Below are 25,315 nucleotides of genomic sequence, written 5' to 3'. Positions count from 1 at the left end.
GTAAAAACCATTTAGAGCGTTTTGAGCGTCACCAAACCGGGCGTAATAAATCTACTAAAGCAGGTATACCATGGGAAGTAGTTCATGTAGAATATTTTGATGATCGTTCCTCTGCTGTTCGAAAAGAGCGTCAAATTAAAAATATTGGTAGTCGAAGATACATTGAGAGGTTAAAGGATCGGTAGGCTATAGCCAAGAAGACAGCGTATCCTGACGGAGGTCAGGAGGGTCGCAGGTTCAAATCCTGTCACCCCGACGAGAAGCCAGGCTGGGATAACCCGGCCTGGCATTTTTTATGAACTATTCTGTCTACATATTGTATTCTGTTTCACTTGACCGTTATTACGTAGGTCAGAGTAAAAACCATTTAGAGCGTTTTGAGCGTCACCAAACCGGGCGTAATAAATCTACTAAAGCAGGCATACCATGGGAAATCGTTCATCTAGAATATTTTGATGATCGTTCCTCTGCTGTTCGAAAAGAGCGTCAAATTAAAAATATTGGTAGTCGAAGATACATTGAGAGGTTAAAGGATCGGTAGGCTATAGCCAAGAAGACAGCGTATCCTGACGGAGGTCAGGAGGGTCGCAGGTTCAAATCCTGTCACCCCGACGAGAAGCCAGACTGGGATTAACCTGGTCTGGCATTTTTTATGAAATATGCTGTATACATATTGTATTCAATTTCACTTAACCGTTTTTATGTAGGGCAGAGTAAAAATCATTTGGAGCGATTTGAGCGACATCAAGCAGGCCGGAATAAATCTACTAAAGCTGGTATACCTTGGGAAATCGTTCATGTAGAATTTTTTAATGACCGTCCTTCAGCTGTTCGTAAAGAACGTCAAATTAAAAATATTGGTAGTCGAAGGTATCTTGACCGACTGCAAAATCAATAGGGAATAGCCAGCAAAAAAGCGTATCCTGACAGGAGTCAGGAGGGTCGCAGGTTCAAATCCTGTCACCCCGACGAGAAGCCAGGTCGGAATTAAACCGGTCTGGCATTTTTTATGAAATATGCTGTTTACATATTGATCTACACTTTGTTATTTTCTAACAGCAGTGTAAAACATTAATTAAAATATTACATGATAAGGTTAGAATGGGCTACTACCATTACCTACTAAGGAATCTCTTTCAATAACCCTCTTTCCAAAGCTTTATGGCAAGGTTGGTTTTTACTCTTCAGACTATTATGAGGTTTTGGAATATTTTTACTTAAAAAATGGCTTTGGAATTAAAACTTTAATAAAAATAAATTAGGGGCAGACCAATAAAGTCTGCCCTTAATAAAGTTGAAATATATTAGCTAGAGTTTTATGGATTTGAAGTCTTGAGTCAATGCTGTTAATGAAGACTCTACAGCCATTCGCTCCAAAGAAGAGGCACCTACAAATCCGTGAGCATCTGTGTTGGAGAGTATTACCTTCACATCATCCGGTGTATTAATAGGCCCACCATGAGCTAAGAATATGATATCCTTATTGATCTTTCGGCCTGCTTCAATGATCTCTTGGGTCCGTTTGATAGCGAAGTCCATATCAACAGTTGCTCCTACTACTCCAATTGATCCTCCTACTGTAGTTCCTACATGAGCAATTATGGCATCTGCTCCCACCTCCGCCATTTGAATGGCCTCTTCCGGAGTAGCCACATAAACACATGAGAACATGTCCATCTCAGAGGCTAAACGTACCATCTCCACTTCCTTGTGAAACCCCATTCCTGTCTCTTCGAGAATATCCCTAAAATTACCATCCACGATAGAATGCGTAGGAAAATTGTTGACCCCTGAAAATCCCATTGCCTTTACTTGTTGCAGAAAATGCCACATACGCCTGCGTGGATCAGATCCGTGAACACCGCAAAATACCGGGATCTCCTCTACTACCGGCAAAACTTCAAACTCACCAATTTCCATGGCTACTGCATTCGCATCACCATAAGCCATAAGGCCAGCTGTGGAGCCATGGCCAGCCATTCTAAATCGTCCGGAATTATATACAATCAGAAAATCGGCACCACCCTTTTCTATGAATTTTGCACTAATTCCTGTTCCAGCCCCTGCCCCTATAATGGCTTTTTTTTGGGCCAAAGTATTTTGCAATCGCTGTCTAATTTCCTCCCGGGTATATGGATTCCCTTTACCTGTCCATTTGTTTGGCATTTTTATTTTATTTTGTTAGTAATTCAATTAAATATAAAGCACTATTTAAGTAATTTCAATAATTGCTCTACCAAGCATATAGCAAATGCTTCATCATTGATATGAGCGTCCATTTCAATTACATTAATTTTATTTCTTGCAGTCACCTTTACTGTTTCAAAGAGTGCATTATTTGCTGCTGGATCATAAAAAACCCCACCTACGTTATCAATTTGCGAAATACCTTTTAATGGGATGATGATTTCTACAGGCCCTGTAGAATTCTTTAATTTCTCAACCAGCTGTTCCCCCAAAACCTTATTTTCTGATATATTGGTACGCATTAGTGTCACATCCGGGGCCCAACTGTATAGTTTCCTTGTTTGATATTCTTCAGGAACTGTGTCTATTTGGGCAAAATTGACCATATCCAAACAGCCGGGAACAACTAGCTGAGGAATTCCCATTTCAGACGCTGCCGTCAATCGGTCAGGCCCAGCACTTAAAATCCCTCCGCAAAGCTCATCAGCCAGTTCCGTTGTAGTTATATCCAATATTGCATCAAAAACATCTTCACGAATAAGCGATTCCATAGTCGCTCCGCCTACTCCAGTAGCGTGAAAGGCCATCACTTCATATCCTTTCTCCTTTAATAATTCTGTACACCGGTCAACACATTTGGTCGTGTTTCCAAACATGCTAATCGCAATATTTTTTCTTTTTCGCAACCCAGAATCCTCTGTGACTTCTGACATAGCTGATATTGCCGTAGCAGCTTGCCGAATCAATAATCTACTGATTCGATTCAGCCCAGCTATATCTACCACAGAAGACATCATGGTAATGTCCTTTACTCTAATTTGTCTGGAAAGCTCCTTGGCAACTACTGTTGAAAGACACAACTTGGGTATGCCTAAAGTTACTTTTTGCATCGCTTCCAAAATGATAAAGGTGCCTCCTCCTCCCCCCATTCCGATTACCCCTTTTACTAAGTTTTTGGAAACAAGATCTGCAAGGATTTCCGCAGCTCCTTTCCCCATTAGCTCTACCGCCTTTCCCCGATCTCCTGATTCTCGAATAGCTTGTAAACCTACACCAGAAGCGGCAGCCACCACGTCATTGCCAATATGTACATCAAAGTCAACCAACGTTTCCATAACCCCGACGTTGATAGTAATTAATGGTTGTTTCAGTTTAATAAGAAAATCTACGAGAAATGTAAAATCTTCTCCTTTTGTATCAAAGCAACCTAGAACTACAATACTTTTTTCCTGCATGCCTAATTCAATTATTAAACATTAAAATCAAAAACAACCACCCGTTCTAAATTTGGGACTACTACGTTTTTTACTTCTTCATGAACTGGATGTGGTAGGTAGGCATCCCGAGATTCAGGACTTTCAAAGGTCATAATAAATCCGTGAGTAAATCCATCGTTAAGTCCTTCTCCACTATCATATGCACCATATTCCATCCCTAACAAGCCCGGTATCTTTCCAATCATTGCCTTCATCGTGACAAAGCAAAATTCTATTTCTTCAGCACTAACCGTTTCTTTAAACTTAAACATTCCAAAATGTCTGGTCATCATTGTAATTTATATTATCAAATTTAAATAAATTTCTACTAAACCTCTGATCCTATAAAAAGAGGAAACTATTTCCATTAAATTTCTTACAAGAACAGATAATAGGTCCTCTCTTGAGAATTTAACTTCTGTAATTCTCAAGAGTATATTGCAATAGCTATTTGAGTGTTTTTATATAAGCTAGCAAGTCAGCTACCTGCTCCTCCGAGAAGTTATCTATCAGTCCTTTAGGCATAAATGAACGACCACCTAAATGACCTTCAAATCTAATTTCAGAAGCTTGGATGAACTGTTTGCTCCCCCCCATAAAACCTAAAGTGGTACCTCTTTCATCCTTCTTCACTAAATACCCTTCTATATTGCTTCCGTCATTTTTTGTCACCCGATAAACTAAATAATTACTTTCTACAGCAGCATCGGGTTCCAGAATAGCCGTCAATAACGCCTCATTTTCACGTAATGAGGATCCATCCAAAGCAGGTGCGAAATCGAAGCCCTGGTCTCCAACACTATGACACATTAGACAGGTCTGGAAAAGCGTCTTTCCCTTTTTCGGGTTTCCATCTCCTTTTTCCGCTATGGCCATGTATGTTTGTAACTTCAATTCCAGTTCATTCTTTTCTTCCTTAACCCTATTCTTCACCTCTTCATAAAGTCGTTTTCCTTGTTCATCGCTTTTATCTGAATGAAATATTTTTTCTGCACTTGAAAGATCAAATTCATTGGCATAAACATGCCCTTGTTCAAGCAACAGTTTTAAGAGTTTAATGCCTTCTTTAGCGTTTGCCAAAATGTTGATAACTTTTTTCTTCTGCTCCGAATCAAGGTTGGGGAGCCAATTAACCAAAATTTGGTTGGCTGCATGTACATCTGTAATAGCTACAGTCTGAATAGCAGAAGCCCTAACCTCAACTTCCAATGTTTCCATTTTTGATAGCTTCATAAAAGTTTTTTGATTTTCTTTAGGCTGGTTGATAAGGGCAGACATGTACAACCTAACCATTTCGGTAGAAGAATTATCATCGACCAATGACAACACCTCACTTCTTAAGCCTTGGATCTTCAATTTTCCAATGGCCTCCAAACCTAACATTTGATCGGACACATCTGAGCTTTTTAATAAATGACTTATTGGTTCTATCAACGCTTTGGTCAATTCTTCTGATTGAACCCTGGCTTGATTCATTAATGTGAGTGAAACGTGTTTCACTGCCATGTCCCTATTTTCTAAGATTGGTAATATTAAGTTCAATACTTTTCTGTTTCCTAGCATTTCGGCTACCAAAACGAAAGTCACTTCATCCAAATCTTTTTTGTTATTTTTCTTCCAAAGCTCTATAAATACCTGTTCTTTTTCAGCTTGGGGCAATGCTTGACTAGCCCATATCAAATTGGATGTTTCATATTGTTCTACAACAGGAGATCTGAAGAAATCCAACAGCTCTGTTGGATAATTCTCGAGCGCCTTTCTGGCTAAAAATCGCTCAAAATTTCTTTCATAGGCACCACCCATTGCATTACCTTCAAGTGGCTCTTTGCAGGCCTCGACTAGCAATCCAATAGTTGCTTCATTCGCAGTATTGACTGTTTCCAAAGTCCTTAATACCTGAGACCGTACCATGGGATTGCTATCTGAGGATGGTTTTCTAAGTAAGGCAGCAAGTACAGCTGCATTTAATGGAAAGGACTGCAATGCACGAATAGCTTCTCTTCTAAGGTTATCAAATCGACTGCTCAACAAAGTCTTCATCAGATTTTGATCGTAATGCTTTATACCCTCCAGTGACCAAAGCGCCATTATTCTTGTAATTTCATCTTGAGCACTATCAGAAGCGAGTTCGATAAGCTCCTTGGCAAGGCCCCGTGTTTCTTCAATAGGACGATCACTGATCTGGTGCCATGCTGCCCTTTTTGCCCAAATCGACGGAGATTTCAGATAGGCCACAAGCTCACTTGTTTTTACCTCATAAAAATTGGGGATTTCTCGAGAAGGTTGGGATTTATGGCGAACTCTCCAAATACGACCATGTGATTTATCCCTATCTGGATGGGATGTTCCCACTTCGTTATGGGAAACTATTTTATTGTACCAATCGACAATATATAGGCTACCATCAGGTCCAAACTCCATGTTGACAGGTCTAAACCAGTCATCTTGAGAAGTCAAAAAATCAGGTAAATGTTCGGCTGTCACGGAACCATCGCTTTTACGTAAGATTCTCACAGCGTTAATAGAACTGGTAATGGGATTTGCAATGAAAGCCACATCTTTCCATTCTTTGGGGAAGCTTCCATCCAAATCATCTGCAAAAGCAACACCGGAGATACCCGTTCCTCCTACACGAAATTCATGCAATTCAGGCATCCAAGGTTGATACGGACGAATACGATCATTTCCAATACCAGGAAAGCCAGTCCCTTTTTCCATAGGGACAATAGAGTATCCCAAATCATTGGCTTCAATACCATACCATTGGCCATTTCCTCTCAGCTTATATCCCCAGATATTTTGCAGGCCGGAATTAACCAGCTCCATTTTTGAGGCGTCTAAAGAAAACCGAACGATTTTACTGTAGTCTATCCGCACTTCAACATCGCTAATAAGGGAACTTACCTTTCCCTTATTTAAAGCACCATGGCTAAAATGGATCCAATCACCGGGCGCACGTACCAATGCATGTGCCATGGTATGTGTATCTGTAATTCCAAAACCAGTGAACAAAGGTGTTCGTTTGTCTGCTTTACCATCTTCATCTGTATCCTCTAAAAAAAAGAGTTCAGAACCTTGAGCAACAAAGCTTCCGTTTTTGTAAGGCAAAACGCTTTGGGGTATGGCAAGTCCATCTGCCCAAATAGTGGATTTAACCTTATTTTTTCCATAAAGGTCAGAAAGCACTAATATTTTATCCTTCCCTTTGGTTTTGCCACGGTACAGGTCAAAAATCCTTCTGAAATTAGGATCTTCCTCCTGAGCTTCAGGGTTATCCATTAAATTTAATAATTCATGCCAGGCGATATCCGAAACCGGATCCATAGGATACATCTCTGCGGTTTGAGTCCATAATTTTCCGGCATCATCAAAAGCTATGTGGATAGGGTTTACCACTCCGTCTCTTTCACTAGCTACCAATTCTACTACAAAACCTTCAGGTACTTCAAAACCTGCCAACTCCTCTTCAGGACTAAACAATTTCGTTCTTGCAGACTGTGTTTTATGGTTGTAATCAATGTATTCATTACCAGCAGCATCTGTTGGTGAGTTAGGTGCTTTTTCTTTACAACCTAAACCGATGAAAATTGTCAGAATAAAGAATAAATAGAATGCGCTTTTCATTTGTATTGCTAAATAGGTAGGTAATGTATTTTAAAGCTTAGAGATGGTAATGTCCTTGAATTCAATTTTAGCATTCCCGCCACTGTGCAACTGAATACCAATGACCCCTTTAGAAGGAATTTCAACGTCCATTTCGAAATATTCCGTCGTTTTGACCCCATTGATATACAGCTCATGCTTGTTTCCTATGCACCTTATGATATAACTGTTCCAGCCATCTTCGTACAAAATATTGTTGAGCGTACTGAGATCTCCGCCCATAAGCTTGCCTCGACGGTGCTCGTCGTAGATATCTCCCCAATACCCCTTTCCTATATCAGCCTGATACCCAATGATAGTATTGCCTTCGATGAAGGAACGGTATTGAATACCGCTGTTGATCAGGCCAGTGGTGTGATCACCTGTTAAACGGAAAAGAGCACGGAATTCAAAATCCTCAAAACTTTCAACCGTACGCAAATAGGTGTTGGTTGGAATATTGATTGTTCCATTACCTCCTGTAATTACACCATCAACTACTGACCAGTATTTCCCGTTTTCTGGGTTGACCACTTCCCAACCTTCTAAAGACGTTCCTTCAAAAAGCGAAATCGTATGATTTTCACTTTGTGCATAGCAATTCAAATTAACAAAGCAAACAAAAAACAAAATTATTGTACAGCTGTACAAGCTGCACATTTGCTCCTTAGGTCTAACTATTTTTATATGATTTTTCATGGTATTATTATGGTTATGGATTCATTTTATGAATAGTATTGAATTTCAATTCTTTTGTTTATATACTCAATTTTTCTATTAACATCTGTTGCTATCTATGCAATGAAAGCACTGTTTCTGTAGGCCCATTCTCAATAAAAGTAACCTTCTAGCCAAGCCAACAATTAAGAATAAATACCAAAGACATGCGTGGAAAAATTATTTTTCCCTTCATAAGCGCTTCAATAATCAGCGCTTAAAAGTACAATCATATAAAAGTCTAGTGAACCTGAAACATGCGAAAAATGTCCCAAAAGCACTTTGGGACATCCCAAATTCCAAAAATGATAAATATGGCCTGATCAAAATGTCCTCTAAAACATTTTAAAAATCGGTTGAGCTTGAATCCCTCATGCCAAACTTGGAGATGTCCTCGTTGAACAAACTTTGAAAAAGTATTTCTAATGTTTATTAAAGTTCACTTATGAATTTTTAAGTGGTGGCCTGCGGGTGCAGAGTCGAGTTTAAGCATATATAAAATTTGCATCGCTACCTTTTTCTATGACGTACTTAAAGCCTTCGTGAAGGGTGTTTTATATCTGGTAAATCTGGAATTGAGTATTGCAGATTGTTTTCATCAAAAACTTTACATGAAGAATACTTAGATTGAACAGGCTTTACTACACGAAAAAAGTGTTATGGATCCAAATTACTGTAACTTTACAGCAGCTTTTTATACTCAGTAGGGGTGATTTTAGTGACCTCCTTGAAAATTCTATAAAAAGAGGTTTTGGAACTAAATCCACATTGATTTGCAATGTAAATCATCGTATACGCTTTGTTTTTTGGATCTTGCAATTCTTTTTTAAATTCTTCAACCCTAAGCTCATTTATAAAAAATGAAAAAGTTTTACCCTCACCCCTTAAAAATAACTGTTCGATTTTTTCTGAATCCATGCCCACAGATTTAGAGTAGGAGGTTAAATTATATTTTTGATTCCTGAATTCTTTATTAATTATTATTTGGTTTTTTAACTGCTCTAAAGTTTTGCGTTCGACATCAGAAATCTCAACCCTGGATTTTTTCCTGATTTTAAGGAGTATGAATATAGTTATCAAAATAATTACAAAAACAACCCCAGCTATTTTAGCATATCTTTGATACCAAGGAGTGTTGACAAATAGGATTTCATCTACAATTATGTGTCCCCAAGGGCCGGAATATTGGTCAACAATCTCTATGGTAGCAATGCTTCCTCTTAGGTTCTTGACATTCCATTCCTTTCTCCTCAAATTCCCATCATCATCTCCAGTTGCTGACCGAACCACTTTTTCACCAACTACAAGGTTGATACATGTTTTACCATCATGGCTTCCCCCACCAATCAAGAACTGAATTTTATCATACTGAATTTTAAATGGCCTGGAGACAAGCTTCCCTTGAAGTAAATCATGAGAATCCCCAAAACTAAATGCATAATAATCTCCCTTATAGCCATTTGCTATTATTGGGTAGTATACATTTTTATTACTATTAGGCTCTCGGAAGGCATCACCAGTTACATTCCAGCTATTAAAGGTCCCACTTTCAAAATCCTCAAAAACCTTTTTGTTTTCCCTATTATCATCACTCAAAACAATTCGATCTACTAGTAATCTATTATCGAAACCCTGTGTGGATTCAGTAGACAGGGCATCCACTATTTCTAGATAGGCCTCTTTACCTTCATATTTTCGAATGTCCCAAATAATTTCCCTGAAAATTAAGTCGTTTTTGCCGGTAGCAGATTTAACTATAGTATTATCTATGATTAAATTTACGCTAGACCTGGTTTCATGTTCATGTCCTGCTATTAAAAATCTTAAAAAATTCCTGTTAATGGTAAAACTATTTGTGATTAGTTTACCGGAACCTTTGAAAGTCCCTGAAACCTGACTTGAAGAATAGGCGAAATATTTACCATGGACATTAAAAACTGTATCTTGTATCGCATCAATGTTTACCGGTTGATGGAATGCCGTGCCCTGAATTTCCCAATTTTCAGAAAACACTCCCCCTTCAAAATCTTCCAATACGATATCAAACTCATTTTTATGAACACAAGAATGCAATAAGTAAAGTAAAAAAAACAATTTCCCCTTTTCAAGAAAGGACTTCATTAATGACATCCTGATTAAATTAAAACCTTATTTATTGACAACTGATTAGGTAAAGCTATTTCGATTGTTCTTTTTTCTCTGCTCTTTACGAAGATGAGAAAAGCGGACAATATTAATAATTTTATATTTACAATTTATTAAACCTGAAAAAGATTGTAAATCGTAAAAACCTGAACGCCGCGTCTTATTACAACAACCCGACATTTTATCAGCAATGATGGGGTAATTAAACTTGAACATTAAATTATTAAAGATAACCAATAATTCCATGCGACCCACTTAAACTTTGTTTCTTCCCACTAATTTGATGAGAGTGAAATTGCATTCAAGCAGGATATGGCATTTATCATTCTATGTGCAAAGTAAGCCCCATTTACGCTGATCAACTTTTCGAAGTTACTCTTTTAAATTCAAAAGAAAAGCTCCCTAAATTTTAAGTAATTAGAAAGGAGAAAGACAAAACTATCTCAATATTTTTTAAAAGTTATCAATAGTATATGATCAGGCAACAAGCTATTTACCAATATTTTATAATTTTTTTTATTTATTATTACCTTTTACCATTGGTTTATTTATAATATATACCTATATTAATATTATAAATTCATTTACTTGTTATAATTACTTCTAAGCTTACATGGTAAGTTATTCCAGAACTAAAGCGTCTTATGGAGTAAAACAATTTTAACCATAAATTCAAACCCATTTATAATATGAAATTGGTTACTGCAGATCTATTAGACATTTATCATCACCCTTTTGGATCAACAGATCCTAATGGTGAAAAAATAGCCCGGAGGTTATTTTTACCTCCCTTATTGGAGGAATCAGCTCAAAAAAAAATTTGGTCCCACTTGGCAAATTATTTCAAAATCCATCGGGTTATGCCAGACGAGTTAGTAAAAAAAGAAATAACCAATTATTCGTTTAAATTTTATTTTAACCCTCCATACCACAACCACGGAAGAGGAAAGCTAGGACACTTCGGCAAGCAAATAATAAATAAACTCCCTGTAGAAAACTTAGCAGATTGCTATTTCATTGACAATGGCAACACAATTGAGTTGCATATTTTTGACAATATTACTTTCACCTAAGACAAGAAAAAACTAAATCCAACACGCGAGGCTATTCAAAAAAAAATACCCTTTCCAGCAGAAGCCAGTCCCTAATTGAGGGAAATCCTACATCAAAACCTCCTTGACTATACTTTTTAGCAAAGCCTATTGCTTTTACTTAAAAACCAATTGAAAAGAAGCTCCTTCATTTGGTCTACTTTCCACCCTGATTTCCCCTCCCATTTTTCGCATCAGGTCATTGGCCAAGGAAAGCCCCAAACCGGTGCCTTGCTCCCCATTGGTTCCCCTCGAACTATTATTGAAGTTACCGGACAACAAGGCTGAAGCCTTTTCCTTAGTCATTCCTTCCCCTTGGTCCCTTATACTCAAAACCTTATCTTCATAATGGATCACAATCACCCCTTTTTCAGGTGAAAATTTAATGGCATTGGACATGATATTCCGAATAACCGTCTGCAATACCGGCTTGTCCGCCAAAACCACATCCTCTTTTTTGATTTGAGTTTTCACTTCCAATTGCTTCTCACTTATTTGGTTGGCATAAATCCCAATAACCTTCTCTGCTTTTTCAAGCAGGTTCACCTCTAAAAGCTCCACCTTTATCGCATTCAACTGGGCTTGAGCCCATTTTAATAGGTTATCCAATAACTCAAAAGAACTTTTAGAGGAGGCTTTGGCCACCTTCAGAAAAGTGTCAAGATTTTCCTTATCTCCTTGCACACTGAATTCACTGGCCAATTCCAGCAAAGTATAAAGATTACCTATAGGGCTACGCAGGTCATGTGCAATAATTGAAAAAAGCTTGTTCTTTGTGTCAATTTCAGCTTCCAATTCTTTTTGCTTGTTTTTTAAGTTCTGATTGAGCACAAAATAACCTTTAGCCCCCTTATACTTATTTTCTACCAAAAAATAAGCACTAATACAAATCGCTAATGCTATCGGCCACCAACGAAGTATATCATTTGCTGAAAAAGGACTGAATAACTCAAAGAGTACAAAATTCACCAACAAACCATAAATCAGTAAAATCAACATGTGCTTACTCTTCCAAACTAGTAGCAATGCAGGAATGATGAAAATAGGAATATTTGAAAGAATCAATGGACCTAAGGATCTTTCACTCAAGGTTAGGGCTGAAATCACTGCATTACATGAAATTAACCCAACTGAATTGCCGTAAGCTAAAATAAATGAATTTTTCATCTTATTAGCAGCAAACCAAGAGGCAAGAAGAATTAAAGGAGTAATTATACTAATGAAAATATATGGAGACAACAGCATTTCGGTGTTGTAATACCTTAAGGTTAAGGTTCCTAATAGACAATAAGAAAAAAGCCCTATCAAAACGGTCTTGGTCGCCCCTTCCTTAAGCAATAGCAGTTGCTTTTCTTCCCATAAGGATTCAGTTGTGGCTATATTCAGTGGATTAGTCATAAAAAGATAATTACACGCACACCTATATTTTTAATATTCTATAAAAAATACAAAGACACTATTAATGACAGAGTAGTAAATTATGAAAAAGACAATTCACATCAAGAAAGCTACTTTCATAATTAATACAATTTACGGTAAAATCAACAAAAATAGACTTTAACAACTTATTTATTTAACAAAACTAAGACCTTTTATTAAATAATAAAAATAGCCTAATTTTTGGCCTGATCAGTAGTATATCAAGAGTTTAACTATTTGGCATAAAAAGCAACCCCCACCTTATCACCTCTCACTTCAATAAAATAGAAACCCCTAAAATGAAAATATTAAAATTACTCATTTTACAGTTATTCATCCAATTTTCGGGTACCTACACTACCTATTCTCAAAAACTTCATTCAGGAGAATACTATCAGGAAGTTAGCCAATCCATTGCATTGCCTCCACATGCAGGACTGGATGTAGTCAAATTGTTTAAAAATCAAGACCGCGTCAAAGCAATCACCTCCCATGGCATATTTTATTACCAAAACGGAAAATGGACTGGAAGACCTTTTGTTTCTGGAATAATCAATGCCAGCACAGACAAATCACAAACCGTATGGATGAACAACGACAAGACGATTTGGTCTGAAAAAGGGGAAAGAATCCCAAATCCTCCACGTACTAATGGACGACAGGCCATTACTGCCACGATTTGGACAGACAACAACTCTTTGCTTGCAGGCACTACCCACGGTCTATACCTATGGAATGGCTCTTGGGAAAAAGACCTTTCCTTCCCCGAAATAAAGATCAATGCGATCACACAGGATAGCGAAGGCACCGTTTGGATTGCTTCAGATAAAGGGCTCTGGCAGAAAAAGTCAGGTGAATGGCTGGACATCGACAAAATAGGCTTGGCGCTTGGTCATGACAGCCAATACCTAACAGTAACCACGGGATTGAATGACAAAGATATTTTGTTTAGCTCCCCAAAAGCAATTGCCGCTCTTGCCTCAGACGGTAACCACTGGCTCAAAAGAGGTGCTGATGGACTGCCCTACGGCCCGGCTACAACAATTCTTGAAACAGACAGCTTGTTATGGATAGGTACTGCAAAAGGCCTGATTCGCAAGGGTAAAAACTGGAGGTATTATACCAGCAAAAGGTGGTTGGCTGATGATCAGATCAATGACATACTAGCCATTGAACCGGGTAAAGTATGGGTGGCAACACCCAATGGCATCTCCGAAATCGGATTAAAAGCCATGACCCTGGAAGAAAAGGCCAATGACATCGAAGACATCATCGAAAAAAGACATAACAGGATAGGCATTGTCAACAGGTCTAAACTAGCCATCCCCGGCGACATTAACAGCAGCTTTCTAGAAAACCAAGACAACGATGGCCTTTGGACTTCCTGCTATCTCATTGCTGAATCTTTCAGGTATAGTGTAACCAAAAGCGATGATGCAAAAGCCAAGGCAAAACGTACCTTTGAAGCCCTTGAAAGACTGGAAACCGTTACAGGAATACCGGGGTATCCCGCAAGGTCTTATGTAAGATCTGAAGATCTTTTGGCCCCTTCCAGGTCTCCACATCCTAAAAACTGGCACCCTTCACCTGATGGAGAGTGGCAATGGCTCGACGACACTAGCTCAGACGAAATTGTAGGACATCTACTTTCCATGGCACTCTACCATGATCTGGTAGCTGATGAGGCGGACAAAAAGAAGGTAGTAGACTTGATCGACAGAATTGTTAGCCATATTATAGACAATGACCTACAATTAATCGATTACGATGGAAAACCTACCAGATGGGCCATTTGGACTCCTGACTCCCTGAACAGATCTTCCAATTGGTATTACGAAAAAGGGTTGAACTCCCTACAAATCCTTTCCTCTCTGCAAACAGCCTATCATTTTACAGGAAAGGCAAAATACAAGAAGATTTACCAGCATTTGATAGAAAAAGAAGGCTATGCACAAAATGCCATACAGGCCAAGATGACAGATCCTTTTGATATCAGTCATTCTGATGACATATTAAATTTCTTTCCTTATTATAATTTATTAAAATACACACCCAAAGAAGATCCCAATTACCCACTCTACCTACAAAGCCTCCAAAGATCTTGGAAAGCAGTACAATCAGATAATATGCCTGTTTGGAACGTTTTTGCCAGCGCCTTATTAAAAGAAGACAAGGATTTGAATATCGCATTGCGTGAAATCCAAACTTTCCCTTTGGACATGATTACCTGGTCTATCGATAACAGCCATCGCTGGGACCTCAGGATAGATGAGTTTCCAGGCAGAGGGAGAAGCCCACAAGCTTACACCGCCATCCCTTCACCGGAAGGCAACACCTTTAGGTGGAACACCAATCCAAAACAATTGAAAATTAGCGGAGGAGGAAAAACTGAAGTAAGTGGCACCTATTACCTCGTTGCCTATTGGATGGGGAGGTATTATGGATATTGGGAGTAAAAAAACTAAAAACCACCTAAAAGAAAAGCCGCTTAAAATAAATTTAAGCGGCTTTTTTTGTGTTTGCCTAACAGCATAAACGGTGTACCAGGAGCGGGAATCGAACCCGCACGACCGTGAGGTCACAAGATTTTAAGTCTTGCGTGTCTACCAGTTCCACCATCCCGGCAACATTAGCGACAACTAATATAGAAAAAGGAAAAACCATTTCCACTATAATTGCCATCTAAATAATAAAGCCCTTCTTCAAGGGCTTTATATGAGCGAAAGACGAGATTCGAACTCGCGACCCCGACCTTGGCAAGGTCGTGCTCTACCAGCTGAGCTACTTTCGCTTGTTAATTTCACACAGAAAAACGTTTATTTCCGCGATTGTGAATGCAAATTTACGCCTTAATTTTTAAAGTCCAATATTCCGAAAGAAATTTTTCTCAACTTATTGCTACTCCCCTGACAATAAAGCCTATAAATTATTCCAGCATCTTTTTAACCTCATTTAATTTAAGCAAAGCCTCCACCGGAGAAATGGTATTGATGTCCAATGCCTCCAATAATTCCTTCGCTTCTTTGAATTTCGGATCCAGTTCAAACATACTTAATTGGTAATTGTTCTTGGGTATATCTTTGATATTGTCTTTGTGCTGCTGAAGCTGCTTGTCCTTCTCCAGAAACTTCATGATTTCTGCAGCGCGTAAAACCACGGGATTGGGCATCCCGGCCATTTGGGCTACATGAATACCAAAGCTATGCTCACTTCCCCCTTTTTGCAACTTCCGCATAAATACCACCTTATTGCCCAACTCTTTTACAGCCACATTGAAATTTTTCACTTTTGGGAAATCGCTGGCCAGCTGATTCAGCTCATGGTAGTGGGTAGCAAATAATGTTTTGGCCTTGCATTTGGGATGGTTGTGCAGAAATTCTACAATGGACCAGGCAATGGAAATCCCATCATAGGTGGATGTACCTCTTCCGATTTCATCCATAAGAACCAGACTCCTATCAGAAAGATTATTCAAAATACTGGCGGTTTCAGTCATTTCCACCATAAAAGTAGATTCTCCTTTTGAAAGGTTGTCCGAGGCACCGACTCTGGTAAAAACCTTATCAACTATACCCACCCGAGCAAATGAAGCCGGAACAAAACTCCCCATCTGGGCCATAAGCACAATCAGTGCAGTTTGTCGAAGCAGGGCTGATTTACCCGCCATATTGGGGCCGGTAATAATGATTACCTGCTGACTGGAATTGTCCAGGTATATATCATTAGGCACATAATCTTCGCCTATGGCCAGCTGTTTTTCAATGACAGGATGTCGGCCATCCTTAATTTCAATGGCATCTGAGTCGGCGATTTTTGGCGCACAATAATTGTTTTCCGAGGCCACCTCCGCAAAACTTAAAAGGCAGTCTAAAGTAGCCAAGACCCTTGCATTCTGCTGAATTTGTTCTACATAATCCCCTGCATCCTGCACCAAAAGTTGAAAATATTTTTGCTCCAAAGCAATCAGCCTTTCTTCAGCATGTAGTATTTTCTCTTCATACTCCTTCAACTCTTCGGTGATGTATCGCTCTGCATTCACCAAGGTTTGCTTCCGTATCCATTCCGGTGGCACCTTGTCTTTATGCGTATTGCTTACCTCCAAATAATAGCCAAAAACCTTATTGAAGGCTACCTTCAAGGAGGTAATCCCTGTACGCTGTACCTCTCTCTGCTGGATTTGAACAAGGTAATCCTTTCCTGAATTGGCCAACTTCCGGTACTCGTCAAGATCCGGATCCACCCCATTTTTAATAATACCTCCCTGATGAGTAAGCATAGGGGCATCTTCCATCAATTCCTTCTCAATTTTCTCCAGCAAATAAGAACAGGTATTCAATTGATCTGCTAGTTTTTTCAAAGCCCCATGTTGCTGGGTAGCCATCAATTCCTTAATTGGCAGGGTACACTTTAGTGCTTTCTTTAAGTGGTTCATTTCCCGCGGATTGATCCTTCCCACAGCCACCTTGGAAATCAAACGCTCCAGGTCACCAACATGCTTGAGGTGGGAAAAAAGCTCTTCCCTTAGCTCTGAATTCTCATAGAAAAAGCGTACTGATTTTTGTCTTTCTACAATCAATGCTTTCTCTTTTAGTGGTAATACCAACCACTTTTTCATCATCCGGCTCCCCATGGGTGTTTGGGTGCGGTCCAAAATCTGGATAAGAGGCACGCCACCTTCCTGTTGAGGGTATACCAGTTCTAAATTCCTAATGGTAAATTTATCCAACCACACATATTTCTCTTCAGCAATCCGGGAGATGGAAACAATATGTTTGACCTGCTTGTGTTCCGTTTCTTCCAAATAATACAGAATAGCACCCGCCGCAGTAATGCCCAGCTCCATTTTTTCCACTCCAAATCCTTTAAGGTTGTTGGTTTCAAAGTGATTGGTGAGTTTTTCATAAGTATACGCAGGTTGAAAAACCCAATCCTCGCAATGAAAAGTATGAAAATCATTTTTTAACAAAGCTCCGGCAGGTCCCTTAGCAGCCTTGGAATAGATAACCTCAGAAGGATTAAAACTCTGTAAAAGTTTTTCTATATAGGATTGATGCCCTTCGGCACACATAAATTCCCCGGTAGAGAGATCTAAAAATGCAATCCCTAACCGGTCCTTCCCAAATTGAATACTGGCTAAAAAATTATTTCTGCGCTTGTCAAGCACATTGTCATTATAGGCCAAACCAGGAGTAACCAATTCAGTCACACCTCGTTTCACTATACCCTTTACCTCTTTAGGATCTTCCAGCTGGTCGCAGATTGCCACTCTATTTCCTGCCCTAATCAACTTGGGAAGGTAGGTATCCAGAGAATGGTGTGGAAACCCTGCCAACTCTATATGAGAAGCAGAGCCATTGGCCCTTTTGGTCAGGACTATATCAAGAATCTTGCTTGCCTTAACTGCATCTTCTCCAAAGGTTTCATAAAAATCCCCTACCCGAAAAAGCAAAATGGCTCCGGGATGCTTTGCCTTGATGGCATTGTACTGTTTCATTAAAGGGGTTTCCTTGGCTTTCGTCTTGCCCATGGTCTTTTTTCTGTTTCAGGACATGAATTTAATTAAGAATGTAAGGGAAACAAAACCTAAATCTAATACTAGGCCCTAGTCTCTCTTGTTTTTTTTGTCTGGAATTAAGTAAATTTGAGGTCCTTTGGGCTTTGAAAGCCCTACCATTCACTAAATCAGCATTTTAAATTTTTAATTTATATCTCGATGAAAAAACTCAGCATGGAAGAACTCAACCGACTCTCTGTTGAGGATTACAAAGAAATCGAAAAAAACCCAATTGCCCTGGTTCTTGACAATGTTCGAAGCCTAAACAATGTAGGTTCAGCCTTCAGAACCTCTGATGCTTTTCTGGTGAAAAAAATCTTTCTATGTGGCATTACAGGAAAACCACCACATAGAGAAATACAAAAAACGGCCCTTGGTGCTACTGAGTCAGTAGACTGGGAACATCACGAAAACACCTTAGACGCAATCAAGCTTTTAAAAAAAGAAGGCTACGAAATCTGTGTGCTAGAACAAGCCTCGCACAGTACACCACTCAATGAATTTGTGCCAAAACCTGGAAAACCTTATGCCTTTGTATTTGGAAATGAAGTGTTTGGCGTGGAAGAAGATGTTGTACTGGCTGCAGATCAGGTATTGGAAATCCCTCAATTTGGAACCAAACATTCTTTAAACATCTCAGTAAGCATTGGCATTACCCTCTGGGATATGGTAAGCAAAACCTATGGGGTTAAATAAAAGAAGGGTAATTAGAGCAAAGTTGAAGGTCAAGTTTCAATAAATAGCAATAAACTCAATTGCATTTAAATTGGATTAACTTCTTCAATTACTCTTCTCGTCTCAGGTACCTATCTATTATCTTATCCGTATCCTGGTCTTCCGCCAATTCAAGCAATGCTCTGTTGACCTCATAAACCAGGTTACTCTCGAGTGGAAAAGCAAAGCCATAGCCTTGCTTATAATACTCCGCCTTGGCCATAAATAAATCCTCATCCCCGTGCTTTTTGAGGTAATACAAAAGCTGTGGTCTATCATAAACCACAGCAGCCACCTCCTTTTTGTTTAACATGGACATGGCTTCTGCCAAAGTATATACCTCCACAGGTTTGGCATAGTGCTCCTCCAAAAATACCTGAGAAGGAGAATTGGTAATGGTCGCCACATTTTTATTTACCAATTGTTCTATATTGGAAACGGGAGATTTGCCCAAAGAAGATAAAGTTAGGGTACTGGCAATACCGGCGACCATGGAGGTCGCAAAAATAATAGAGATAATCATCCAACTGCCTGCGATAATGCGACCCGTGAGCGTAATCGGTGCTTTGTCACCATATCCGGTGGTACTCATGGTGACGATGGCAAGCCACATCCCGTTCCCTATCCCATCTATTGGATCATTTGGAAATTGGTCTTTGGAATGCTTTCTCTCTGCCAACCACAACATGGTACCTACGATGGCGAGAATAAATAAAAAGACAATTACCGCAATCAATAATTTCATACTAAAAAATGGCTTGATCTTGTCCCAATATCCTTGCTTTTCAGAACGAGAAACGATGGCCAAACTTGAATTATAAAAAGGCTGGGAAAACCTAAAGTCCTCCACCCTTCTAGAAGTAATACTGATAGGCCCAATTACCAAATCCAATGCCCCTTCTTCCAAGGAATGCAAAGCGTCATCTACAGTAGTATAAGACTTAAAATAATAATTCCACCCTTGTTTGGCCGCCAATTCTTCCCAAATTTCAACAGAAATACCACTGACTTCTTGACCTTCACCATACACAAACGGTTCACTTCCTGCCACCCCCACAAGCAAAGTATCAATGTCTAAGCGCAATTGACGGGCTTGAAGGTTAGTCGTTAGGAGAAATAAACCTAGTATAAAGAAAAATAGAATTGGGCTTTGACATTTCTGAAACATGTGCGTATGTTTTATTTAAGGACTACCCAATTTATTGAAATTAATTAATAAATTGATTCTAAACAGCTTCCAATATAAATGGAGAACCCTTAAATAAGGTACAGAACTTTTCTCTCAAAATAAAAACCTTTTCCAAGTCAGGAAAAACACCCTTAAAAAAATTTAGAAGTAATTAGTCTTGGTCTGTATTAAAACTAAAGTTGTCTTTCAATTTCTAGGAAAGCTTAAATTTATCAGCTAAATTTTTAGTCTAAATTGATGACCAAATGAAATTCAGCGCTTATTTTTTTGTTTTTTGCTTAATTCTCGCTTGTAGTAGCCCAAAAACAGGAGAAGATCATGAACTACTCTCCTTGGAAATCACCATGGACACTGTCGTGATAGATCCAGGTGAGGAAATTTTATACCTCAAAAGGAGAGTTAGGGTAAATGCAATAAGTGAGGATAAGAAATACCTTTACAATGTTGATCCCCTGAAACGCAGTATTGAGCAAATCAATCTCAATAAACTAACCCTGGAAAAAAAACACCACTTCGAAAGAGAGGGACCAAATGGCACCGAAGCTATCTGGGCAATTTCTTTAATTGGTGAGGACAAGCTACACATAAACAATAGTACGAATGAACATGTATTCAACTGGCAAGCGGAAAAGCTCGAAAGTTTTAACATCACTGAAATAGGCAAAGAATCAGAACAGCTGGAGGAAGGGTATGAGGTTCATAAAACGATAAGTATAGCCTCGGACGGTAAGCAATTTGCCTCTTTGATCTCCGATCATGAAAAAAAGGACATGTCTTTTGCAATAATAAACATTGAAGACAGAACCTTTAAGAAATTTCCAGTCCCAGCCATTGATAAAGCCAGAAATTTTGAAATATCATCCAATGAGGGTGGAATGGGTAGCACTCTAAGTGCCCGTCGTTATTTAATAAAAGAGGGAGGAAAAGTATTATTGGGAACCAACGTAAGTAATGAACTTTATGTGCTGGACGAAACAAATGACTCCCTCAGCCACATCACCTTCAACAGCCAACCGAACCCAAATGAAAAAAGTGGCACTTACCCTTCTGAAGTTGGAGATCAGTCTCAATTTGATAGCTACTTTCAAAAAATAGCAGAAGACATTAACTTTATGGAACCTGTTTGGGATGAAAAAAAACAGGTATATTATCGTATGTCTTTTCGGTCAAAATTTGATAAAAATAAAGCAGAAGAACTGCCATTCCTTCCCACCAGCTCTGAATGTTATATAAGTGTATTGGACAAGGACCTCAACTTAATCGCAGAAGACCATTTCCAAACAATTGATACCTCTCCAAAAATTTATTTTGCCAAAGATGGCAAACTATGGCTATTTGAAAATATTGAGGATGAAATGGGTTTTGTAAGGTTAGAAATTAATTGGTGATCAATTTTTACTTCAAATAATAAATACCATTTTTAAATATCCCCTAATTTCTTAGGAAACCTAAAAACTATCCACTAAATTTTATTCCCAAACTTTAAGCCAATGAAATCCAGCTTTTACTGCATCACTTTATTTATTTTTTTTGCGTGTAACCAATCAAAATCCACCAGTGACAGTGATCCACTACCTTCCTTAGAAATATCCTTAGACACCGTCGTAATAGATCCGGGTCAAGAATTCCTATTCCTTAATAGCAATTTGAGCTTAAGTGCTCTAAGTGAGGATAAAAAATACCTATATAACATCAACTCCAAGGAATATACCATTGAACAAATCAACCTAAATACCTTAGCATTTGAAAAAAAGTACCGCTTAGAAAAGGAAGGCCCGAATGAAGTTGGCCATAGTATACAGACATTTTCACTTATTAATGAAGACAAGCTTTTTATTAGCACTTTTTATAACGATGGTGTTTTTAACTGGCAAGGAGAAAAAATAGAAAGCTTTGGTATTAAAGAAATAGGAATTAGTTTAGGTCAGTTAAAAGAAGGTGACAGGCCCTATAAAACGGTTAGTATAGCTTCAGATGGTAGTAAATTTGCTTCTCTAATTCACAATTTTGAAGATAAAAAACGTTCTTTTATTTTAATAGAACCAGCCAATAATACAATTAAAGAACTCCCAATTCCAGTCATTGAGAAAGCCAAAAATTTTGATGTTGCATTGGTAGAAGAGAGGACAGTTGCCATTGTTGGTCCTCAACGTTATTTAAACATTGAGCAAGGAAAAGTAATACTGGGAACCGAAGCAAGTAGTGAACTTTACGTATTAGACAAAGACGCAGACTCGCTAAAACATATAACTTTTAATAGCAGGCTTATTCCTAATGAAAAGTCAGGCACTTATCCACCCGAAGTTTCAAGTAAGAATTAGTTTATAACCTATGCTCTAAAAATACAGAAAGACATCAGTTACAAGGCACCTGTTTGGGATGATAAAAGAAAGGTCTACTATCGATTTTCTTTTCAATATATTTTTGATGAAAATAACATACCAAAAGAGAAACGACTCTTTCCAAAGCCTGTTGGAGCAACAGTTTATCTAAGCGTCTTGGATAAGGATTTTAATTTGGTGGCAGAAGGAGCTGTTCCTCAATTGGATCGCACCCCCTCCTTCCATTTTGCCAAAGACGGTAAACTATGGCTATTTGAAAATATTGAGGATGAAATGGGTTTTGTAAGGTTGGACATTAATTGGTAGCAAACGGATTGGCGCTTAGTAACAAGGCAAGGAAAATTTACTATTGAACCAAATTGAAAAGTACTGTAGAAAAGTTATTCCTAAATCTTTAGGAAAACTAAAAACTATAAGCTACCTTTTTAGTTCACAAAACCTAAACCAATGAAATCCAGCTTTTACTGCATCACTTTATTTATTTTTTTTGCGTGTAACCATTCAAAATCCACCAGTGTCAGTGATCCACTACCTTCCCTAGAAATATCCTTAGACACTGTAATGATAGATCCCGGCGATGAAATTTTATTCCTTAAATTGGGATTGGCGTTAAGTGCACTGAGTGATAATAAAAACTATTTATTTAACTTAGACCCTCGAAAAAATTCCATTGAACAAATCAATCTCAACACCCTGTCATTTGAGAAAAAATTTATTTTCGAAAAGGAAGGTCCAAATGGCGTTGACGGTTACATATTGGGTTTTTCACTCATAAACGATGAGCAATTATTATTTTGCACATCTCAAAAAATAAGTATATTTAATTGGCAGGCTCAAAAAATTAAAAGTACTAACATAATCAATTTAGGAAAGGTGTCAAACCAACTGGAGGATGGAGAATGGCCCTTTATAACTGTTAGCATATCCCCAGAGGGCAATCAATTTGCTTCTTTAATTTTTAATTATGAAGAAAAAACAAACGCTCTTGCACTGATAAACCTTGACGATGAAACATTTAGAAGGTTAGCTGTTCCCACCATAGAAAAAGCTAAAAAATATGAAGTGACTTTCAAAGAAAATGGTGGAGGGTCTGGTATAGTCTCAACCCGTTACCTGAAAGAAGGAGGAGGCAAAATTCTGTTAGGGACTAGTGTAAGTAGTGAAGTCTACGTCTTGGACAAAGGTTCTGACACGTTAAGGCATCTAACTTTCAATAGTCAGCTCACTCCTAATGAAAAAAAAGGGACTTACCCTTCTGAAGTTGGGACACTTGCAGAATTAGCACTATTCAAACGTAAGATTGAGGAAGACATCAATTTTAAAGAACCTGTTTGGGATGAGAAAAAGCAGGTCTACTATCGTTTATCCTATCAATTAGGATTTGAGGATAATTTTGACCAAAATGAAAATCATGTTTTCCCCATTCCCATCGGAGCAACGGTTTACCTAAGTGTTTTGGACAAGAACTTTAATTTAATTGTAGAAAAAAAAGTGCCTGAATTAAGTAAAAATCCTTCTTTTCATTTTGCCAAGGACGGGAAACTATGGCTGTTTGAAAATATAGAAGACGAAATGGGTTTTGTAAGGCTGGATATTAATTGGTAGTAATCGGATTGGTGCTTAGTAACAGCACCAAGAAAATTTATTATTGAATCAAATTAAAAAATACTATTCGAAAATTATTTTTAAACTTTTAGGAAAACCAAAAGCTAACAGTTAACTTTTTAATCCACAAACCCTAAACCAATGAAATCCAGCTATTACTGCCTATTTTTCACCTTTATTTTTGCATGCAACGGATCAAACGAAAAAACAAATCATGACCTTCAAGGCTTTGAAATAACAAGCGACACTGTTATAGTAGATCCGGGTCAGGAAATACTATTCCTCACTTACAAATTAGGCCTAAGTACGCTAAGCGAGGATAAAAAATATCTTTATAATTTCAACAACCAAGATTTTGCTATCGAACAAATAAATCTAAACACCCTTAAATTTGAAAAAAAATATCCTTTCGAAAAAGAAGGGCCAAATGGGGTTGGGGAGTATCTAATGGATTTTTCACTCATTGACAACAATCAAATATTTTTCAGGACTTTTACCGGTGAGGGTATTTTCGATTGGCAGGGCAATAAACTCGAAAGCTTTAATTTGGCCAATATGGGTGAGGAAAAAGGGCTTTTGGAAGAGACTGATAGAGCTTATAAAATATTGAGCTTCTCACCGGAAGGGAAAAAATTTGTTTCATTAATTACAAATTACCAATCCAAAACAAATGCGCTGGCCATAATAGACAGAGAACACCAAACTTTTGAAAAGCATGCGATTCCTGCCGTGGATAAAGCAAGTGACTTTGAGGTCTTTTTAAATGATGGAAAATCTGCTTTTGGTTTTGGTGCTTACAGATTCTTAATCCAAGAAGGGGCTAATATAATTCTAGGAACCAATGTAAGTAATGAACTTTATGTCGTGCATCAAAAAAGTGATTCCCTACAACTCTTATCCTTCAAAAGCGATTTAACCCCTAATCAAAAATCCGGAACCTACCCTGCCGAATCTTCTGATATCGATGAATTTAGAACTTATCGGCAAAAAATTCAGGAAGATATAAATTTCAGGGAGCCCTATTGGGATGAAAAGAAGCAGGTTTATTATCGCATTTCATATCATACAAAGTTTGATGAAAATGCAGAAATACCGGAGGGAGGGATGTTTCCTTCCCCAAGTGGTGTTAAGGCCTTTTTAAGCATATTGGACAAAGACCTCACTCTAATCAAGGAAGGGGAGTTCCCCCAATTGAATCGGGTGCCGGAATTCCATTTTGCCAAAGATGGCAAACTATGGTTATTTGAAAATATTGAGGATGAAATGGGCTTTGTAAGGTTTGATATCAATTGGTAAGCCCTCTTATTTTAAAGGGGTAAAGGAAACATTACCTATTAGCAACATCCCGAGCATCCTTTTCATTAAACCAGAATTAACAAGTTATCATGCCAACTCATTTCTATTTACCGAAACAAAATTTTTTGTTACTCCCTTCTTATAATTGTAATTTTATT

The 25,315-nt window shown here is 38.2% G+C and carries 18 protein-coding genes, 2 tRNA genes and 1 pseudogene; 10 read left to right on the top strand and 11 right to left on the bottom strand.

Going from position 1 to position 25,315, the window contains the following annotated elements:
* The 3 genes from Q4534_RS16025 to Q4534_RS16015 all read left to right on the top strand — a co-directional run.
* Positions 1-185, top strand: a 185-nt coding sequence (locus Q4534_RS16025; RefSeq protein ID WP_303614154.1) for a GIY-YIG nuclease family protein, incomplete at its 5' end; no start/stop codon positions are given.
* 110 nt (positions 186-295) lie between these two features.
* Positions 296-541: a GIY-YIG nuclease family protein gene (locus tag Q4534_RS16020; protein ID WP_303614153.1), complete on the top strand. Its 246-nt coding sequence runs from the start codon at positions 296-298 to the stop codon at positions 539-541.
* 111 nt (positions 542-652) lie between these two features.
* Positions 653-898: a GIY-YIG nuclease family protein gene (locus tag Q4534_RS16015; RefSeq protein ID WP_303614152.1), complete on the top strand. Its 246-nt coding sequence runs from the start codon at positions 653-655 to the stop codon at positions 896-898.
* A gap of 410 nt (positions 899-1,308) precedes the next feature.
* Here Q4534_RS16015 and Q4534_RS16010 read toward each other — a convergent pair whose 3' ends face one another.
* From Q4534_RS16010 to Q4534_RS15985, 6 genes are all read right to left on the bottom strand, one after another.
* Positions 1,309-2,166, bottom strand: a complete 858-nt coding sequence (locus Q4534_RS16010) for a phosphoenolpyruvate hydrolase family protein (protein WP_303614151.1) — start codon at positions 2,164-2,166, stop codon at positions 1,309-1,311.
* Positions 2,167-2,207: 41 nt separating this feature from the next.
* The gene (locus Q4534_RS16005) at positions 2,208-3,422 is read right to left on the bottom strand and encodes a Tm-1-like ATP-binding domain-containing protein (RefSeq protein ID WP_303614150.1); all 1,215 of its coding nucleotides are present in this window, start codon (positions 3,420-3,422) and stop codon (positions 2,208-2,210) included.
* Between the two features lie 14 nt (positions 3,423-3,436).
* Entirely contained in the window at positions 3,437-3,736 is a 300-nt protein-coding gene (locus tag Q4534_RS16000) for a Dabb family protein (RefSeq protein WP_303614149.1), read from the bottom strand.
* A gap of 154 nt (positions 3,737-3,890) precedes the next feature.
* A complete protein-coding gene (locus tag Q4534_RS15995; RefSeq protein WP_303614148.1) occupies positions 3,891-7,067 on the bottom strand; it encodes a PVC-type heme-binding CxxCH protein in 3,177 nt (1,058 codons plus the stop codon).
* Between the two features lie 30 nt (positions 7,068-7,097).
* A complete protein-coding gene (locus Q4534_RS15990; RefSeq protein ID WP_303614147.1) occupies positions 7,098-7,784 on the bottom strand; it encodes a DUF1080 domain-containing protein in 687 nt (228 codons plus the stop codon).
* 699 nt (positions 7,785-8,483) lie between these two features.
* On the bottom strand, positions 8,484-9,932 hold the full coding sequence (locus Q4534_RS15985; protein WP_303614146.1) for an AraC family transcriptional regulator: 1,449 nt from the start codon (positions 9,930-9,932) through the stop codon (positions 8,484-8,486).
* A gap of 704 nt (positions 9,933-10,636) precedes the next feature.
* Here Q4534_RS15985 and Q4534_RS15980 point away from each other — a divergent pair.
* Complete coding sequence (locus Q4534_RS15980) at positions 10,637-11,020, top strand: hypothetical protein (protein ID WP_303614145.1); 384 nt, start codon at positions 10,637-10,639, stop codon at positions 11,018-11,020.
* Between the two features lie 135 nt (positions 11,021-11,155).
* On the opposite strand, the gene Q4534_RS15975 is transcribed toward Q4534_RS15980, so the two are convergent.
* Positions 11,156-12,436 carry a sensor histidine kinase KdpD gene (locus tag Q4534_RS15975; RefSeq protein WP_303614144.1) on the bottom strand — a complete coding sequence of 427 codons (1,281 nt, stop codon included), beginning with the start codon at positions 12,434-12,436 and terminating at the stop codon, positions 11,156-11,158.
* Between the two features lie 320 nt (positions 12,437-12,756).
* Here Q4534_RS15975 and Q4534_RS15970 point away from each other — a divergent pair, with 320 nt between their 5' ends.
* Positions 12,757-14,913, top strand: coding sequence for a transcriptional regulator (locus Q4534_RS15970; protein WP_303614143.1), 2,157 nt, complete (start codon positions 12,757-12,759; stop codon positions 14,911-14,913).
* A gap of 85 nt (positions 14,914-14,998) precedes the next feature.
* Here Q4534_RS15970 and Q4534_RS15965 read toward each other — a convergent pair.
* From Q4534_RS15965 to mutS, 3 genes are all read right to left on the bottom strand, one after another.
* A tRNA-Leu gene (locus Q4534_RS15965) sits at positions 14,999-15,082 on the bottom strand.
* A 93-nt stretch (positions 15,083-15,175) separates the two neighbouring features.
* Positions 15,176-15,248: transfer RNA gene (locus Q4534_RS15960), tRNA-Gly, on the bottom strand.
* A 135-nt stretch (positions 15,249-15,383) separates the two neighbouring features.
* Positions 15,384-17,984: a DNA mismatch repair protein MutS gene (gene mutS / locus Q4534_RS15955; protein ID WP_303614142.1), complete on the bottom strand. Its 2,601-nt coding sequence runs from the start codon at positions 17,982-17,984 to the stop codon at positions 15,384-15,386.
* Positions 17,985-18,170: 186 nt separating this feature from the next.
* Between mutS and Q4534_RS15950 the strand changes: the two genes are divergently transcribed.
* Positions 18,171-18,707 carry an RNA methyltransferase gene (locus Q4534_RS15950; protein ID WP_303614141.1) on the top strand — a complete coding sequence of 179 codons (537 nt, stop codon included), beginning with the start codon at positions 18,171-18,173 and terminating at the stop codon, positions 18,705-18,707.
* Positions 18,708-18,795: 88 nt separating this feature from the next.
* Here the strand turns inward: Q4534_RS15950 and Q4534_RS15945 are convergent, their stop codons facing one another.
* Positions 18,796-19,893: a transporter substrate-binding domain-containing protein gene (locus Q4534_RS15945; RefSeq protein WP_303614140.1), complete on the bottom strand. Its 1,098-nt coding sequence runs from the start codon at positions 19,891-19,893 to the stop codon at positions 18,796-18,798.
* 266 nt (positions 19,894-20,159) lie between these two features.
* Here Q4534_RS15945 and Q4534_RS15940 point away from each other — a divergent pair, with 266 nt between their 5' ends.
* The 4 genes and pseudogenes from Q4534_RS15940 (at position 20,160) to Q4534_RS15925 (ending at position 25,157) form a co-directional block, all read left to right on the top strand.
* Positions 20,160-21,302, top strand: a complete 1,143-nt coding sequence (locus Q4534_RS15940; protein WP_303614139.1) for a DUF4221 family protein — start codon at positions 20,160-20,162, stop codon at positions 21,300-21,302.
* Positions 21,303-21,404: 102 nt separating this feature from the next.
* Positions 21,405-22,562, top strand: a pseudogene (locus tag Q4534_RS15935) (DUF4221 family protein).
* 141 nt (positions 22,563-22,703) lie between these two features.
* The gene (locus Q4534_RS15930; protein WP_303614138.1) at positions 22,704-23,861 is read left to right on the top strand and encodes a DUF4221 family protein; all 1,158 of its coding nucleotides are present in this window, start codon (positions 22,704-22,706) and stop codon (positions 23,859-23,861) included.
* 141 nt (positions 23,862-24,002) lie between these two features.
* On the top strand, positions 24,003-25,157 hold the full coding sequence (locus Q4534_RS15925) for a DUF4221 family protein (protein WP_303614137.1): 1,155 nt from the start codon (positions 24,003-24,005) through the stop codon (positions 25,155-25,157).
* Positions 25,158-25,315 lie beyond the last annotated feature (158 nt).

The organism is Cyclobacterium sp. 1_MG-2023, assembly GCF_030546805.1.
Lineage (GTDB): Bacteria > Bacteroidota > Bacteroidia > Cytophagales > Cyclobacteriaceae > Cyclobacterium.
Note: the sequence above shows the minus strand (reverse complement) of the source record. Positions and strands in the feature narration are given on the sequence as shown.